Consider the following 16,207-nt stretch of genomic DNA (forward strand, 5'->3'; position numbering starts at 1 on the left):
CACGTACGGGCATCCCCCGCCGGGGCCTTCCCCGCATCTTCGCCCGTCTCCTGGGTAGCGGCGAGCGGATGCGGATCGAGGACTGGTTCCTCGCAGAGGACGAACGCGACAATCCGGCCACCGCTCTGGCTCCCTGGACGTCGGGCAACGAGGTGCGCCCCCTGCTCCACGGCTCGACGTACGACGCCGAGCTGCTGGCCTGCCTGGAACGCCTCGGCGAGGGCGACTCCCTGATGTTCGCTCACTGGCGCGGCGACCCCGACGAACGCCTCTCCCCCGATGGGCCGACCGTGGGCACGGCCCTCGCGCGGACGGCCGGGCGCGGTGCGTACGTACGCGGGCCCATCTGGCGCTCACACCTCGACCTGCTGCGCTTCTGTCGTGGAGGGGCCCTCCACGACTGGTCAGCTCACCTCGTGCGACAACGAGGCTGGGTTCAGGCGGATCAGGGTGATGCCGTACGCGATGATCCAGGCAACCCACATCAGCCAGCCGGCGAGGCCAAGGAGGCCGAGGGGGCCGGTGTGGTCGATGACCAGGGGGGTGAGGGTGGCCGAGCCGAACAGCAGCGCGGCCGATGCCAGCCCCAGGGTGCCATGCCACGGCCGGATGAGACCGGCGCGCAGGCCGGCGACGGACAGGCCGATGAGGGCGACTGCCAGGAAGGTGCCGTTGAGGGTGAACAGCGCGTCGTGCAGGACCCACAGTCCCCCGGCTGTGGCGCTGTCGCGCGCGGCCGTCGACGTGAGAGCGAGGCGGGTCGCGATGACCGCGGCGAAGGTGGCGTTCTGCAGTGCCAGGCCGGTGAACCCGAACAGTGACCACGCCTCGCCCCGGCCGCGTTCGAAGCGCCGCAGCGCGGAGACGGCGCCCGCGCCGAACAAGGTGGCCAGCAGCCAGGCGGAGGGAGTGAGCGCGGACGCGATGGCCACGATATCGCCCTCGGTGCCGAAGAACGCGTTGACCTCGCCGATCTCGGCACCGGTGAGCGGCAGGCCGGCGGGCACCATGATCGCGTTGGCGAGGACGATCGTGACGGCGAAGCCAAGGGCGGCGATGCCGGTGAGTCGAGAGAAGTCCATGACTGCCTCCGTATTCACGTTTGACGTGGTAGGGGCGAGCGCATGCCCTGAATTGCCATATGTAGAGACAACGGGCTGTGGTGCTGGCGGCCGCCGCGCGCTGATCAGGCGGTGCCTGCCGCGCAGACCAGGACGAAACCGATCAGCAGCAGCCAGGAGCGCACGCCCTGGAAGACCTCCCAGCGGCGGCGGGTCCGTTCCCATCCGGCGGGCGGGTGCGCCGGGTCCCAGCGTCCGGTGGCGATGTTGATCGGGACGTTGACGGCGACGGTGAACCCCACCGCGACGGCGAACGCGACCACCGCGGACCAGGCGAGCCACCCGGGCCCGCTGCCCTCGATCGCGACGGCCACCGCGAGCACCACGCACAGCGTCATCCCGACCGGCATGACCCGCCCGAATGTCTTGAGCAGGCCCTTCTCGACGGTGATGCGTTCGGTGCCGGGCAGATGGCGCAGCACAGGATGGACGAAGGCATAGGAGCCGAACTCGGAACAGGCGACGAAACCGGTGACGGCCAGTGTGACGAAGACGAGCAGGTTCACGGCGACTCCGCGGGTAGTGGCCTCGACGGCGATGCGGCCCGCACAGCGGTCAACGCCGTCTCGATCAGCGCATCGGGCTCGGGCCATGGCATGTCGGGTTTGGTGATGCGCAGGTCAATGGCGCCGTGCAGGGAAGCCCACAGCTCTGTGGCCAGCACGAACGCCGCACCGCGGCGGGCGGGCGACAGGCACGCGCTGACCGCATCGACCAGTACCTTGTAGGAGGCCGCGCCGGGATGCGCAGCGCCGGGCTCGAGCCCCAGCCCGGCCGGGCCCGCGTTCATGGCGCTGAACAGCACCCGGTAGTGCCCCGGCTGCTCCAGACCGCTCCGGACGTACGCCCTGGCGATCGCCTCGAGCCGCGCGACGGGGTCGCCGGCGGCGGACACGGCGGCGCTTTCGAGCTGCTCGGTGAACTCGGCGAACCGCTCGGCGATGACAACACGCAGCAACGCCTCCTTGTCCGGGAAGTGCCGGTAGACCGAGGGCGCGGTGACGCCTGCGGCGGCGGCGACGGCCCGCATGGTGAGCGCGTCGGCGTCGCCGAGCTGCGCCAGCAGGTCGGCGGCCACCCGGACCACCACTTCACGCAGCTCGTGCCCGGTGCCACGGCGCCTGCGGTGCGTTGCGGTCATGGGGTGATGGTCTCGCCGTCCAGTAGCACGCGGACCAGAACCCGGCCGCTCGCGATAGCCGCGTGTACGTCTGCGGTGTCCGGGGTGCCGTCCGCGCCGACCCGGACCCGCGCCCAGCGCCCGTACGCGCGGTGGTCACGCACGAGTGCGGTGAGCGCCTCGGCCACAACAGTGGGCTCGCGCACCGCCTCGGCCACCGCCGCGACCCGGCGGCCCCGCAGCCGCAGCTCCACCGGCCCCCCGCCGTCGAAGTTGCGCCACCACCCACTCCTCGTGGTGATCAGCAGCTCGCGGTCACGCTGGAGGTAGTTGACGGGGGTGACGTAGCGGACGCCGCTGCGGCGCCCGGTGAAGCTCAGCAGGAGACTCCTCCGGCTCATCATCGGGTGCAGCGGTGAGGACAGGATCGCGGCCGGGATCCAGTTGCGCGGCGATGGGGTGGCCATCAGACGACACCGCCGGGGCGCGGCACACCCAGCCGCCGTCCCATCTCGTCGGCCAGCGCTTGCAACGTCGCGAGCGGCCGGACGAACAGCGTGAGATCCGAGATCCGCTCGTCCCGGTCCTGGCGGGCGACGAGCAGCCCGTCGGCCCGGCCGGGGTGGCCCGCGACCTGGGCGCCGAACATCAGAACCGAGGTGTCGCCGACGCCGCCGATGGTCGCCGACACCTCGATGTCGTGCAGCTCCCCGTCGAGTACAGCCCCGCTGATGTGAGACGCGGCACCGGCCCCCTTGATCGGCTCGTCGTGCACCGCGACCCGCGAGATGACGTCCTCGGCCAGCACCACGGATACGGCAGTGGCGTCCTCCGCGGCGAGCGCCCGTTTCAGCTGATCCAGCACGGCTCCCCCTCCAAGTAGGTTAACGACCGTTATGGTAACGTACGTTAACGTATTTTTGCAGTGCGGGCCCGCGGACGAGTCAGCGGGCGCCGTCCGAAGCTCACCGAGGACCAGGCACCGGCGGCCAGGCGCCGCTCGACACGCGCACAAAGGCGGGCGGCGCGCACCACCAGGAGTTCGTCGTCCTGCGCCACTACCGCGACCCCGCCCGTGACGTGGCCTTCGCCGGCGGCATCGACCTGTGCCACGGCCGCCGTGACGACGCCTCCCACGAGGGCGACCCGCAGCCCTCCCCCATGCCCCACGCGTACGGCGAGAACCATCGGGGCACGCCGGTGTACGTCCACGCGAAGGCGTGCGTGGTGGACGACGTCTGGGGCTCGGTCGGCTCCGACAACGTCAACCTGCGGTCGTGGACGTACGACTCCGAGCTGAGCTGCGCCGTCCTCGACGCCCGGGAGGACCCGCGGCCACCGCACGGCGCGCTGCGGTTCGCCCGGGACCTGCGGCTGGATCTCATGGCGGAGCACCTCGACCTGCCGGACGGACGGCGTGACGAGCTGTGCGACCCGGTGGCGGCCTTCGACGCGTTCGCCCGTTCGGCCGCGGCGCTGGACGCCTGGCACCGTCGCGGCCGCGTGGGGCCCCGCCCGCCCGGCCGCCTGCGGACGCACGCCGCTCCCCATCTGTCACGGGTTCGGAAACTGCTCGCGATGCCGCTGTACCGCTTCGCGGTCGATCCGGACGGCCGTCCGCCAGATTTGCGACGCTCGCGAGACTTCTAGCCAATACGGCTGCCGCATCCTTTTTGGCAATGATCCGCAATCCTGAATAGCGACCGGATCGATTCACCCCATGGACGGAAATTCCATAGCTCGATCTTCGGTATGTGAGCTTGCTCACATACCGCTAAATCCATTCTCTTGGGACGATCAATCAGAAGATCGGACAAGGCGGCATTACGGTTATCAAGTGGACCTTGGAGCATGATCCCGAAACTCGGCATCAAATCCCCGCACTGATGCTTCACACCGCCGCATCCAGCGAGCCAAGCGTCGCGATCACGCGACCCCTGCGGCGGGGACGTGCCGCGACGGCGCGCCTTCGGCCACCTGGCACCGCGCAGCGATGGCACAGCCCTCGGCTCCTGCGGCGACCTCAGTTCTCACGCGGGTCGACGACCGGCGGCCCCCTTCCCGGCCCTCGCCGGCCCCGCAGCGGCGAGACCTTGCGGGAGAGCACGGCAGCACGGCGGACCACCCGGCAGAGGAGCCCTGACAGGGTCTTACGAGAAGCCGGCCGGCGCGAGCGCCTCACACCCGGCCCCATGGCCCTGGTGGGGTTCGGGCGTCCTGGCGTCACGGCCCCAGGCGGTTCTCCGGCATGCCACGGAGATCGGTCGGTCCGGATACGCCGAGAGGCCGGTCCTTTGGGACCGGCCTCTCGGCGATGGTGGGCGATACTGGGATCGAACCAGTGACCTCTTCGGTGTGAACGAAGCGCTCTCCCCCTGAGCTAATCGCCCGCCCTTGCCGGCTCCTTCGCGGTGCCGACGGGGAAAACCATACCGCACTCCGGCACCTGCTGGCGAAGCGAAGTCCTCCGGACGCGATCTCCGCAGGCCACGACGCCCGTCCGGACGGCGGACAGACCGTCCCGCCGCCCACCCGGACAACCCGAGGACCGTCCCAGGAGACCGGGCGGACGCCTCCCGAAGGCGACCGAGCGACCCGCCCCCCGTACCGGACGACACGCGACCCGCCAAGGGCGTCTCCGCGGCCGGCCTGTCACCCGCCCCGCGCGGCGGAGGGCCCGTCTCGCGGCCGGGGCCCCGCCGTCGAGGCGCGGGAAGGGCGAAGTTTCCCGGGTCGCGACGCGGCCGGAGATCCTCGCGGAGGCGGCGCCAGAGGGATTCGGGTGAAACGCGGCGGTTGCCCATCGGCACGGCGGGTGGGTGGCATACCATCGTCCTGTCCCGGAAGGCTGCGGCCACGATCTTTACGCGAGAAACGTTCATGGAGGAGCCGTCCGGGGCAGGCTCCAGAGCACGCAAAACCCTTGCAAATACGACCCGATTGATGCCGTTTAGCCAGGTAGATGCCTAAATGTCCAGCTGTGATGTGCGTTACAGAAGGCCCCGGAAGCGGAATCTTTCCTACGGGTTTCTTCGTTCCGCGTCATAGCTCAGGACGAAGTCCGTCAGAGCAGCGAAAGCCCCGAAGAGGGGACCTACGACGAAAAGGTTTGGCTGACGATGAACAGCACCACCGTCTCCGCCGAGCTTGGCCTTCGGCTTGTGGTCCCCGACCGGACAACCGTCCCCCTGCTCGCCGGACTGAGCTACACAGCCGACGACCCGTATGCCATCCGTATGGCTTTCCACGTGGGGAATGACGAACCGGTCGAGTGGATCTTCGCCCGCGAGTTGCTGACCGTGGGCATCGTTCGACGCGTCGGCGACGGCGACGTGCAGGTCTGGCCCGCTAGGGCCGACGGCGAACGTACTTTGCACATCAGTCTCACCTCCCCGTTCGGTCAGGCGCTCTTCGAGGTGCCGCTGGCCCCGCTCACGGAGTTCCTCCACCGCACCTACGAGAAGGTGCCGGCGGGCCGGGAAACCGACTTCATGGACCTGGACGCCGAGCTCACCAACATGCTCTGGCCGTCCTGACGGTCGGCGTCACCCGAGTCGGGGCGAGGAAGCCCGGCTCAGCGCAACGCCTCCAGGGCCTTGCGCATGCGGGCGATCTCGATGCTCTGTCCCGAGTACACGTCCTTGGCCAGCAGGCGCATCCGCTGGTCGGCACCGCTCGCGAGCTGCTCGTCCGCCATCCGCAGCGCACCCTCGTGGTGCCGGGTCATGAGCTGGAGGAACAGCCGGTCGAAAGCCGTTCCCCTGGCCGCGCGCAGCGCGTTCAGCTCCTTCCGGGTCGCCATGCCGTAGCCCGCGGCGTCCGCGTGCGCGTGGGTGTCCGGCGGGGTACGGCCCAGCTCCCGCAGCCAGCCGGCCATCGCCCTGATCTCGGGCGTCTGCGTGGCCGCGATGCGGCGGGCGAACGACCGCACGGTCCTGGTCGTCGTACGGGCCTGCACCAGCGCGGCCATCTCCAGAGCCTGCCGGTGATGCGGGATCATGCCCTCGGCGAACCGTACGTCCGCCGCGACGGCCGCGGCGGGCGCCTGCCCGATCCGCTCTCCCGGCGACGCCGTGCGCGCCGGGGCGCCGGGGCTGCCTGGCACGATGACCGGAGCGTCCGTGCCGACCGGCGACGGTCCCGACGAACCGGAGAACTCCGGCGAGCACCCAGCAACCAGAAATGTCATCACAACTGTGATGAAGACCGTACGCGGCCGTGAACCTGCTGGCATAGCTTCCATAGTGGGCCACGAGACGAAGGGGATGCGTGTTGATCGCTGCCACGTTGCGCGGAGCTCTGCTCTGCACGGTGCTGCTCCTGACGTCGGCATGCGCGGCGGACGGCCCGGTGGTCGGTGATGCGACGCCGGCGAACCCGTCGCGGGAGAGCAGTGCCCCGTCGCCCGGCGGGGCCTCGGACGGCGTCATCAAGAGCGACAACGTCACCCTCGTGGCGAACGTGCCGCGCGCGGCGCCGTTCAACGGCGACGACGACTTCAACACCGACCTGGCCTTCCAGGGCGACTACGCGTACGTGGGCAACTTCGGCGGCTTCTCCGTCTTCGACATCGGCGATCCGGCCAAGCCGAAGCTGGTCAGCCAGGTGGCCTGCCCCGCCCAGCAGAACGACGTCACCGTCTACCGCGACCTGCTGATCCTGTCGGTCGACGAGCCCCAGTCGGGCGAGCGGTGCGGCTCCAGCCCCGGAACGCGCAGCTGGGAGGGCCTGCGGCTGTTCGACATCAGCGACAAGGCGAGCCCCCGGTACGTCGGCGCCGTCGCCACCGACTGCGGTTCCCACACCCACACGATGGTCCCCGACGGCGACACGCTCTACGTCTACGTCTCCTCCCCCGGCCCCGAGCCGGAGTCGCTGACCTGTCCGGCCCCGCACGAGCTGATCCAGGTCGTCGAGATCCCGATGGACGAGCCCGCGTCGGCGCGCGTCGTCGCGAAGCCCGACATCTTCCCCGAGCGCCGGCACTCCACGTTCGCCGCCGGCTGCCACGACATCACCGCCTACCCCGAGAAGAAGCTGGCCGCCGCCGCCTGCTTCGGCGACGGCGTGCTGCTCGACATCTCCGACCCGGTCAAGCCGAAGGTGCTCCAGCAGCTCACCGACACCGAGAACTTCTCGATCTGGCACTCGGCGACGTTCAACAACGACGGCACGAAGGTCGTCTTCAGCGACGAGCTGGGCGGCGGCGGCCAGGCCACCTGCGACCGCAACACGCCGGCCACCAAGGGCGCCAACGCCGTCTACGACCTGGTGAACGGCAAGCTGGAGCGGCGTGGCTACTACAAGATCCCGAGGGAGCAGCAGGAGACCGAGAACTGCGTGGCCCACAACGGCTCGCTGATCCCGGTGCCCGGCAAGGACGTCATGGTGCAGGCGTGGTATCAGGGCGGCGTGTCGATCTGGGACTTCACCGACTCGGCGAACCCCCGCGAGATCGGCTTCTTCGACCGTCCGCCGTACCCGGGCGGCGGCATCGCCGGGTCGTGGTCGGCCTACTACTACAACGGTTACGTCTACTCCAGCGACATCAAGGCGGGCCTCGACGTGCTGCGGATCGACGACCCGCTGATCGACCCGGCCAAGCAGGTCACGATGGACGACTTCAACGTCCAGACCCAGAAGTCGTACTGAGGACCTCGCGGGCGGCGGGACCCGCCGCCCGCGCGAAGGTCACGGGTTGAGGTCGGCGGCGGAGCGCTCGGCGAAGACGCTCATGGCCTTCGCGGTGATCGGGCCCGGCGCGACCGGCAGCTCGGTGTCGTCGACCAGCCTGATGGGCTGGATGTCGCGGGTCGTGGAGGTCAGGAACGCCTCCTCGGCGTCGTACAGCGCCTGGAGGGGGACGTCGACCTCCTCGCCGCCGCACCATTCGAGCACCAGCGCCCGCGTGACGCCGGCCAGGCAGCCCGACGCCAGCGTGGGCGTGATCAGGCGGCCGTCGCGGACGATGAACACGTTGGAACCGGTGCCCTCGCACAGGTCGCCCGCGAGGTTGGCGAAGATCGCCTCGCCGCCGCCGCGCTGCTTGGCGTACGCGAGGGCCTTGGCGTTGTCGCCGTAGGAGGTGCTCTTGACCCCGGCCAGGGCGCCACGCTCGTTGCGCGGCCACGGCACGACGGTGACGGCGGCGGCGGCCGGGAACGGCTTCTGCTCGTCGACGATGACGACGGCGGTGGTGCCCTTGTCGCCACGGTCGGAGCCGAGCGGGCCAGGGCCGCTGGTGTAGGTGATGCGGATGCGGCCGAGCTCCCAGGCGGGAGCGGCGTCGAGCAGCTTGGCGATGCCGTCGGCGATGGCGTCGACGTCGGGGTCGGGCAGGTCCATGCGCTGGGCGGAGAGCGTGAGCCGGTCGAGGTGGCGGGTGAGCGCGAAGGACTTCCCGTTGACGATCTTGATGGTCTCGAAGACGCCGTCGCCCACCATCAGCCCGTGGTCGAACACCGAGACGCGGGCCTGCGCGGGGTCGATCAGCTCCCCGTTGACCCAGACAGGGATGTTCATTCAGTTTCCTCCTGTGGATGCCAGTGCGATGAGCCTGGCCGCTTTGAGCTCGGTCTCGAGCCATTCGCGTCCGGGGTCGCTGCCCCAGGTTATGCCCGCGCCCGTGCCGAACCGGATCTCACCTGCCGAGATCCAGAATGTCCTGATGCCGACGGCCAGCGCCGCCTTCCCCTGGTCGGCGTCGACCCAGCCCACAGCTCCACAGTACGGCCCCCGCGGCACCGGTTCGAGCTCGTTGATGATGCGCAGCGCGGACGACTTGGGCGCGCCCGTGACAGATCCGGGCGGGAAGGTGGCGGCGAACAGCTCCGGCCAGCCCGCGCCGGGGGCCAGCCGGGCGCGCACGGTGGACACCAGATGGACGAGCCCGGGGTGCTCCTCGACCGCGCACAGCGCGGGCACCTCGACCGACCCGACGGCGGCGACCCGGCCGAGGTCGTTGCGCACCAGGTCGACGATCATGACGTTCTCGGCGTAGTCCTTGTCGAGCAGGTCGGCGGCGGTGACGCCGGTGCCCTTGATCGGCCCCGACTCGATCACGTCGCCGTCGCGCGACAGGTACAGCTCGGGCGAGGCCGACACCACGCTGAGCCCCGGGACGCTGATCACGCCCGCGTACGGCGCCGGGTTGCCCGCCGCCAGCCGGGCCGCGAGCGCGAGCGGGTCGGCGCCGGACGGCACGGGCGCGCTCAGGACGCGGCACAGGTTGGCCTGGTAGACCTCGCCCTGCTCGATGTAGTCGCGGATGGCCCGCACCCCGCGTTCGTAGGCGGCGCGGTCGAGCGAGCTGCGCCAGTCGCCGGGGGCCGGGCCGTGCCAGGGGCCCGCGGGCTCGGGCAGCGGAGCTCTGCGCACCCGGTCGAACCGGGCGCACGTCACCTTGCCCTCGAAGTCGACGACGACGGCCCACCACCCCCCGCCGTCGAGGGCGGCGAGGTCGGAGGTCACCTCTCGCAGATCGGTGGCGACATATTGCCCTAAGGCGGCGAAGCTGCCGTACACACCCGCCATTGTCCCAGCATCTCCACCAGTGCCAGCGCGGCGGGGAGCGGCGACGCGGGCAGGGCCGCGTAGACGCGCCGTACGGGAGCGGTGCCGCGCAGCGGCTTGAGCGCCACGTCGGAGGGTACGGCCCGCGCGGCCAGCTCCGGCACGAGCGTCACGCCGAACCCGGCCGCCACGAACCCGAACGTGCCCGACCACTCCGCGACCCGCAGCCCGGTGCGCGGCGTGAACCCGGCCGCCGCGCACGCCGTCGCCAGCATCGTCGGCCGGCCGCGCGGCGCGGCCTCGATCCAGTTCTCGCCCGCCAGGTCGCGCAGGTCCACGTCGGGCCCGGCGGCCAGCCGGTGGCCGGCGGGCAGGGCGACCAGCAGGCGGTCCGCGCCGAGCGGCACGGTGCGCAGGTCGTGGACGCTCAGGCCGGCCGGGTAGTCGCTGATCACCGCGACGTCGAGCGCGCCGGCTCTGAGCCGGGCCGTCAGGTGGGAGGTGAGCCCTTCTGACATCCGCAGCTCGACTTCGGGGCAGCGGCCCGCGAACCGCTTGAGCGCGCCCGGCACGAGATCGATGTTCGCCGTGGTGAACGCCCCGACACGCAGCGTGCCGCCCAGGCCGTGGTGAATGGCGGCCAGTTCCTCGCCGGCGCGTTCGAGCCGTTCGAGGACCGCGACGGCGTGCCGGTGCAGCGCCCGCCCGGCGGGGGTCAGTTTCTCGGACAGGGACGCATGGGCGTCCCCATGGCCCGGCGGCTCGTGGCGGCCGGGCACCAGGTGACGACATGGCCGCGCGGCACCGGGGTGGCGGTCGCCGACGCGGTGGACGGCACCCCGCTCGGCGCGGTCGCGGAGCGGCTACGCGTGCCTGCCGCCGAGACCCGCTACGCGCTCGCCCACGCGGCCAAGGACCTGGAGCTGGCGGCCTGGCCGGAGGCCCGGCTGGCCACGGCCGCCCGGTCACAGCTGCAGGAGGCACGGGCGGCGGCCCTGGGCGACCGTGACCTGACGGCCGTCGCCGAGTTCCTCCGGGCACCGCACGCGAGTGCCGGGGGCAGGCGGGCCGTCCCCGTCACATCACCGGAACGCCCCCGGCCAGCACGACCGTGGAGGTGTCGAAGCTGTTCGCACCGGGGCTGCTGCTGGAGGTGGACCTGGTCGTCGCGCTGTAGTCACCTCTCGCAGCACCCCTTTGACGAACCCCGCCGATCATAGGTTAGCCTCACCTAAGTTAGGTAGCCCTTTATCAAAGGATGGTGCGATGCGGAACGGCGGGAAGATCGCGGCTTTGGTGAGCGCCCTGGCCCTCGCCCTGGCGGGGTGCGGGAGCACCGCGGACCAGGCAGGTACGCAGGGGGCTGCGGAGAAACCGACCCTCACGTTGTACAACGCTCAGCACGAAGACCTGATGAAGGTCATGGTCGACGCGTTCACCAAGGAGAGCGGCATCAAGGTGGACATCCGCTCGGGCGAGGACCCCGACATGGCCCACCAGATCCTCCAGGAGGGATCCGCCTCGCCGGGCGACGTGTTCGTCACCGAGAACTCCCCCGCGATGACGCTCGTCGACGGCCAGGGCGGCTTCGCCAAGCTGGATCAGGCCACCCTGGAGCAGGTCGACCAGAGGTACCGTCCGGCGACGGGGAACTGGGCCGGGTTCGCCGCGCGGTCCACGGTGCTCGCGTACAACCCGAAGATGCTCGCCGCGGCGCGGCTTCCGGCCTCGCTCATGGACCTGGCCGCACCGGAATGGAAGGACAAGGTGGGCATCGCCCCCGGAGGCGCGGACTTCCAGGCCATCGTGAGCGCGGTCCTCGCACTGAAGGGCGAGGACGCCACCGCCGCGTGGCTGAAGGGACTCAAGGAGAACGCCCGCGCCTACCAGGGCAACGGCGCGGCGATGCGCGCGGTGAACGCGGGCGAGATCCCGGCCGCCGTCATCTACCACTACTACTGGTACAAGGACCGCGCCGAGGCCGGCACCAACAGCAAGAACGTCGAGCTGCACTTCTTCGGCAAGCAGGACCCGGGAGCGTTCGTCGGCGTCTCCGGCGCCGCGGTGCTCAAGGCCAGCAGGCATCCCGCCGAGGCTCAGGCTCTGGTGAAATTCCTCACCGGTGAGCAGGGCCAGCGGGTCCTCGCCCAGAGCGACGCCATGGAGTACTCGATCTCCGCCAAGGTGCCGGCCAACCCGGCGCTCAAGCCGCTCGGCGAGCTCGCCGCGCCGGACGTCGACATCTCGTCGCTCAACGGTCCCGAGGTGACCGAGCTCATGCGGCAGGCGGGCCTGCTCTGACCAGCCGGCCGTCGCCTTCGACCGCGCGCGGGTGGCTGCGCGCGTACCCTCCGCTGCTGCTGGCCGTCTCGGTGATCGTGGCCCTCGTCGCGGCGATCCCGCTGGTCTTCGTCGCCGGCTACGCCGTCAGCGTCGGCTGGGACCAGGCGTGGCAGCTGATCGTCCGGCCCCGTGTCGGCGAGCTGCTGCGCAACACCGTCGAGCTGACCGCCGCCTGCATGGCCGCGTGCGCCCTCCTCGGCACCGCGGCGGCGTGGCTGGTGGAACGGACCGATCTGCCGGGCCGCAGGGTCTGGCACGTGCTGCTCACGGCCCCCCTCGCGGTGCCCGCCTTCGTCACCGCCTTCGGCTGGATCTCCATCACCGGTGACGTCGAAGGGGTGAGCGGTGCCCTGCTCGTCGTCACCCTGGCGTACTACCCGCTGGTGTACCTGCCGGTCGCCGCGGCCCTGCGCGGGCTCGACCCGGCGTTGGAGGAGACGGCGCACTCGCTCGGGCTCGGGCCCTGGCGCACGTTCATCCGGGTCGTCGTCCCGCAGCTGCGCCCGGCCGTGCTCGGCGGGTCACTGCTCGTCGGGATCCACCTGCTGGCCGAGTTCGGCGCCCTGCAGATGCTGCGCTTCCCCACGTTCACCACCGCCATCTACGACCAGTACCGCTCGTCGTACGACGCCGACTCGGCCACCATGCTGGCGGGTGTGCTGGTGGTGCTGTGCGCGGCGCTGCTCGCGGCCGAGCTGCGCCTGCGCGGGCAGCGGCGCTACGCCCGCGTGGGCGGGGGCACGCCCCGCGCCACCCGGCCGCTGCGGCTCGGCCTGTTCACCGCGCCCGCTCTCGTCGTCGTGGCGGGCGTCGTCGTCCTCGGGCTCGGCGTCCCGCTGGGAAGCCTGGTCTACTGGCTCGCCGCCGGCACCTCGACGGTGTTCCCGCTGGGCACCCTGGCGCTCACCGCCGGCACCACGATCGGGCTGGCGCTGCTGGGCGCTCTGCTCACGACCGCGTGCGCGCTGCCGGTCGCGTGGCTGTCCGTGCGCCATCGCGGCCGGCTGAGCAGCCTGGCCGAACGCAGCACGTACGTCGGCAACGCGCTGCCCGGCATCGTGGTCGCGCTGGCGCTGATCACGGTGTCCGTCCGGCTGGTGCAGCCGGTGTACCAGACGACGGGGTTGCTGCTCGCCGCGTACGTGATCATGTTTCTGCCGCGTGCGACGGTCAGCGTCCGCGCGGCGATCGCGCAGGTGCCGCCCGTGCTGGACGACGTCGCCCATTCGCTGGGCGCGCGTGGCGCGGCGACGGTGGGCCGGGTGATCCTCCCGCTGATCGCCCCGGGGGTGGGCGCGGGCGCCGCCCTGGTGTTCCTCGCCGCGGCGACCGAGCTGACCGCGACGCTGCTGCTCTCGCCCACCGGTACGCACACGCTGGCCACCCAGTTCTGGAGTTCCGTGCGCGACGTCGACTACGGGGCGGCGGCGCCGTACGCCGGGCTGATGGTGCTGATCGCCGCACCGGCCACCTATCTGCTCACCATCGCATCGGGGAGGTCCGACACGTGACCGCGCTCACCATCAGGGGGCTGACCAAGCGGTTCGGCGCCGTACAGGCTCTGGCCGGGATCGACCTCGACGTTCCCGAGCAGGGCATCACGGCGATCCTCGGGCCTTCCGGCTGCGGCAAGACGACCCTGCTGCGGCTGATCGCGGGGTTCGCGTCGCCCGACGCCGGCACCATCGCCTTCGGCGCGTCCGTGGTGGCCGGGCCCGGCACGGCGGTCCCGCCGCAGAAGCGCCACATCGGGTACGTCCCGCAGGAAGGCGCGCTGTTCCCGCACCTCAGCGTGGCCGACAACATCACCTTCGGGCTGCCCCGCGCGATGCGCCGCTCAGGGCACCGGCTGGCCGAACTCCTCGACCTCGTCGAGCTCGACCACGCCACAGCCCGGCGGCACCCGCACGAGCTGTCCGGCGGGCAGCAACAACGCGTCGCCCTGGCCAGGGCGCTGGCTCCGCGGCCGTCGATCGTGCTGCTCGACGAGCCGTTCTCGTCGCTCGACGCGAGCCTGCGGCTGTCCACCGGCCAGGCCGTGGCGCAGGCGCTGGACGCGGCGGGAGCCACGGGGATCCTGGTCACGCACGACCAGGACGAGGCGCTGTCCCTCGCCCACCAGGTGGCGGTCATGCGCGAGGGCCGCCTGGTTCAGGTGGGCGCACCGGGCACCGTGTACGGCACGCCCGCCGACCCGGACGTGGCCCGGTTCGTCGGCGCGGCGATCCTGCTGCCCGCCGTCGTCGACGGCGAGCGGGCCACGTGCGCGCTCGGCACACTGGCCACCCGCCCCGGCGCCGTGCAGGGGCGGGCGCACGTGCTCATCCGCCCGGAGCAGATCGGCATCCTGCCGGACGACGCGTCGTCCGGCGGCGTGCCCGCCGTCGCCGGCGCGGTCAGCTACTTCGGCCACGACGCCACCGTCGAGCTGGCCGTCCAGCCGGACCGTACGCGGGTCACCGCCAGGGTCATGGGCACCCGGGCGCCCGATCCCGGCACGACGGTGCGGTTGTCCGTGTCCGGCCCGGTCATCGTCTTCCCGGTCGACGGGTCCTAGGCGAGCGTTCCTGTGACGGACTCGGCGGCCGTGACGACGCCGCCCTCGGCCACCAGGCGTACGGCGGAGTCGATCTCGGGGGCGAGGAAGCGGTCGGGGCCGGGCGCGGGCACGGTCTCGCGCAGGGCGTCGACCACGGCCGCCGTCGCCGGCGCGGGCCGGAGCGGGGCGCGCAGGTCGATCGCGCGGGCGGCGGTCAGCGTCTCGATGGCCAGCACCCGGGCGAGGCCGTCGACCGCCTTGCGCAGCTTGCGCGCCGCCGACCAGCCCATGGACACGTGATCCTCCTGCATGGCCGAACTCGGGATGGAGTCGACGCTCGCGGGCACGGCCAGCCGCTTCATCTCGGAGACGATGGCGGCCTGGGTGTACTGGGCGATCATGTGGCCGGAGTCGACTCCCGGGTCGTCGGCCAGGAACGCGGGCAGCCCGTGGTTGCGGGCGACGTCGAGGAAGCGGTCGGTGCGCCGTTCCGACATCGAGGCCAGGTCGGCGGCCGCGATGGCGAGGAAGTCGAGCACGTAGCCGAGGGGCGCGCCGTGGAAGTTGCCGTTGGACTCCACGCGGCCGTCGGCCAGCACGGCGGGGTTGTCGACGGCGGCGGCCAGCTCGCGCTCGGCCACGGCGGCGGCGTGCGCGATCGTGTCACGCACGGCCCCCGCGACCTGCGGGGCGCAGCGCAGCGAGTAGGCGTCCTGGACGCGGGTGCACGCCTCGGGGTCGCGGTGGCTCTCCATGATTCCTGAGTCGCGCAGGACCTTGGTCATGTTGGCGGCCGACAGCGCCTGGCCCGGGTGCGGGCGCAGCGCCTGCAGCTCGGGGGCGAACACCCGGTCGGTGCCGAGCAGCGCCTCGACGCTCATCGCGGCGCTCACGTCGGCGGTCCTGACGAGCATGGAAAGGTCGTCGATGGCCATGATCAGCATGCCGAGCATGCCGTCGGTGCCGTTGATGAGCGCGAGGCCCTCCTTGGCGGCCAGCTCGACGGGCTCGATGCGAGCCTGCTTCAGGGCCTCGGCCGCGGGCTGCACGACGCCGGAGGCGTCGCGTACGACGCCCTCGCCCATCAGGGTGAGGGCCACGTGGGCCAGCGGCGCGAGGTCGCCCGAGCAGCCGAGGCTGCCGAACTCGTGCACGATCGGCGTGATGCCGGCGCTGATGAGGGCGGCCAGGGTCTTCGCGGTGGTCGGCCTGATGCCGGTGTGGCCGGTGGCGAGGGTGTGCAGGCGCAGCAGCATGAGCGCGCGCACCACCTCGGTCTCGACCTCGGGCCCGCTGCCGGCCGCGTGGGAGCGCACCAGCGAGCGCTGCAGCTGGGTGCGCATCGCGGGGTCGATGTGCCGGGTGGCGAGCGCGCCGAACCCGGTGGAGATGCCGTACGCGGGGACGGGGCTCTCGGCCAGTTCGTCCACTCGCTGGCGGGCCGCCGAGATGGCGGCGATGGCGTCGTCGGTGAGCCGCACGGGGGCTCCGTGTCGGGCCACCGCGATCACCTCGTCGAAGGTCAGGGGCTCAGGACCGACATTCACGACCGCGTTGTCGCGCATGGTGCGT

General features: G+C 71.7%; 17 protein-coding genes and 1 tRNA gene. 7 read left to right on the forward strand and 11 right to left on the reverse strand.

Annotated features, from left to right (window positions below; all coding sequences use genetic code 11):
• Positions 1-404: 404 nt before the first annotated feature.
• The 5 genes from BLR04_RS09365 to BLR04_RS09385 all read right to left on the reverse strand — a co-directional run bounded on the left by BLR04_RS09365 (position 405) and on the right by BLR04_RS09385 (position 3,106).
• On the reverse strand, positions 405-1,082 hold the full coding sequence (locus BLR04_RS09365) for a hypothetical protein (RefSeq protein ID WP_218128791.1): 678 nt from the start codon (positions 1,080-1,082) through the stop codon (positions 405-407).
• A gap of 104 nt (positions 1,083-1,186) precedes the next feature.
• Entirely contained in the window at positions 1,187-1,627 is a 441-nt protein-coding gene (locus BLR04_RS09370; protein ID WP_218128792.1) for an anthrone oxygenase family protein, read from the reverse strand.
• Entirely contained in the window at positions 1,624-2,262 is a 639-nt protein-coding gene (locus BLR04_RS09375) for a TetR/AcrR family transcriptional regulator (protein WP_090761786.1), read from the reverse strand. The genes BLR04_RS09370 and BLR04_RS09375 overlap by 4 nt, the downstream gene beginning before the upstream one ends.
• On the reverse strand, positions 2,259-2,708 hold the full coding sequence (locus tag BLR04_RS09380) for a nitroreductase/quinone reductase family protein (RefSeq protein WP_143021996.1): 450 nt from the start codon (positions 2,706-2,708) through the stop codon (positions 2,259-2,261). Before BLR04_RS09380 ends, BLR04_RS09375 begins: the two co-directional genes overlap by 4 nt.
• Complete coding sequence (locus tag BLR04_RS09385; protein ID WP_090761790.1) at positions 2,708-3,106, reverse strand: hypothetical protein; 399 nt, start codon at positions 3,104-3,106, stop codon at positions 2,708-2,710. Before BLR04_RS09385 ends, BLR04_RS09380 begins: the two co-directional genes overlap by 1 nt.
• A gap of 215 nt (positions 3,107-3,321) precedes the next feature.
• On the opposite strand from BLR04_RS09385, the gene BLR04_RS09390 reads away from it, so the two are divergent.
• Entirely contained in the window at positions 3,322-3,891 is a 570-nt protein-coding gene (locus BLR04_RS09390; protein WP_176903011.1) for a phospholipase D-like domain-containing protein, read from the forward strand.
• Positions 3,892-4,556: 665 nt separating this feature from the next.
• On the opposite strand, the gene BLR04_RS09395 is transcribed toward BLR04_RS09390, so the two are convergent.
• Positions 4,557-4,631, reverse strand: a tRNA-Val gene (locus BLR04_RS09395).
• A gap of 729 nt (positions 4,632-5,360) precedes the next feature.
• On the opposite strand from BLR04_RS09395, the gene BLR04_RS09400 reads away from it, so the two are divergent.
• Positions 5,361-5,777 carry an SsgA family sporulation/cell division regulator gene (locus tag BLR04_RS09400; protein ID WP_020547189.1) on the forward strand — a complete coding sequence of 139 codons (417 nt, stop codon included), beginning with the start codon at positions 5,361-5,363 and terminating at the stop codon, positions 5,775-5,777.
• 38 nt (positions 5,778-5,815) lie between these two features.
• Here the strand turns inward: BLR04_RS09400 and BLR04_RS09405 are convergent, their stop codons facing one another.
• A complete protein-coding gene (locus tag BLR04_RS09405) occupies positions 5,816-6,430 on the reverse strand; it encodes a DUF305 domain-containing protein (RefSeq protein ID WP_090761792.1) in 615 nt (204 codons plus the stop codon).
• Positions 6,431-6,513: 83 nt separating this feature from the next.
• On the opposite strand from BLR04_RS09405, the gene BLR04_RS09410 reads away from it, so the two are divergent.
• Positions 6,514-7,893: an LVIVD repeat-containing protein gene (locus tag BLR04_RS09410; RefSeq protein ID WP_090761794.1), complete on the forward strand. Its 1,380-nt coding sequence runs from the start codon at positions 6,514-6,516 to the stop codon at positions 7,891-7,893.
• A gap of 39 nt (positions 7,894-7,932) precedes the next feature.
• Here the strand turns inward: BLR04_RS09410 and BLR04_RS09415 are convergent, their stop codons facing one another.
• The 3 genes from BLR04_RS09415 to BLR04_RS09425 are packed head-to-tail and all read right to left on the reverse strand — an operon-like array spanning position 7,933 to position 10,532.
• The gene (locus BLR04_RS09415; RefSeq protein WP_218128793.1) at positions 7,933-8,763 is read right to left on the reverse strand and encodes an aminotransferase class IV; all 831 of its coding nucleotides are present in this window, start codon (positions 8,761-8,763) and stop codon (positions 7,933-7,935) included.
• Positions 8,764-9,774 (reverse strand): chorismate-binding protein, encoded by a 1,011-nt coding sequence (locus BLR04_RS09420; RefSeq protein WP_090761796.1) that lies wholly within the window; start codon positions 9,772-9,774, stop codon positions 8,764-8,766. It lies immediately after the preceding gene.
• Positions 9,741-10,532, reverse strand: a complete 792-nt coding sequence (locus tag BLR04_RS09425) for a LysR substrate-binding domain-containing protein (protein ID WP_245740134.1) — start codon at positions 10,530-10,532, stop codon at positions 9,741-9,743. The genes BLR04_RS09420 and BLR04_RS09425 overlap by 34 nt, the downstream gene beginning before the upstream one ends.
• On the opposite strand from BLR04_RS09425, the gene BLR04_RS39560 reads away from it, so the two are divergent.
• The 4 genes from BLR04_RS39560 to BLR04_RS09440 all read left to right on the forward strand — a co-directional run bounded on the left by BLR04_RS39560 (position 10,503) and on the right by BLR04_RS09440 (position 14,653).
• A complete protein-coding gene (locus BLR04_RS39560; protein ID WP_143021997.1) occupies positions 10,503-10,973 on the forward strand; it encodes a hypothetical protein in 471 nt (156 codons plus the stop codon). The genes BLR04_RS09425 and BLR04_RS39560 overlap by 30 nt on opposite strands.
• A 46-nt stretch (positions 10,974-11,019) precedes the next feature.
• Positions 11,020-12,054: an iron ABC transporter substrate-binding protein gene (locus BLR04_RS09430; protein WP_090761800.1), complete on the forward strand. Its 1,035-nt coding sequence runs from the start codon at positions 11,020-11,022 to the stop codon at positions 12,052-12,054.
• A 71-nt stretch (positions 12,055-12,125) separates the two neighbouring features.
• The gene (locus BLR04_RS09435; protein ID WP_218128794.1) at positions 12,126-13,607 is read left to right on the forward strand and encodes an ABC transporter permease; all 1,482 of its coding nucleotides are present in this window, start codon (positions 12,126-12,128) and stop codon (positions 13,605-13,607) included.
• Entirely contained in the window at positions 13,604-14,653 is a 1,050-nt protein-coding gene (locus BLR04_RS09440) for an ABC transporter ATP-binding protein (RefSeq protein WP_090761804.1), read from the forward strand. Before BLR04_RS09435 ends, BLR04_RS09440 begins: the two co-directional genes overlap by 4 nt.
• Here the strand turns inward: BLR04_RS09440 and hutH are convergent.
• Positions 14,650-16,200, reverse strand: coding sequence for a histidine ammonia-lyase (gene hutH / locus BLR04_RS09445; protein ID WP_090761806.1), 1,551 nt, complete (start codon positions 16,198-16,200; stop codon positions 14,650-14,652). The two genes, BLR04_RS09440 and hutH, sit on opposite strands and share 4 nt — an antisense overlap.
• Positions 16,201-16,207 lie beyond the last annotated feature (7 nt).

The sequence above is a fragment of the Nonomuraea maritima genome, assembly GCF_900100395.1.
Classification (GTDB): domain Bacteria; phylum Actinomycetota; class Actinomycetes; order Streptosporangiales; family Streptosporangiaceae; genus Nonomuraea; species Nonomuraea maritima.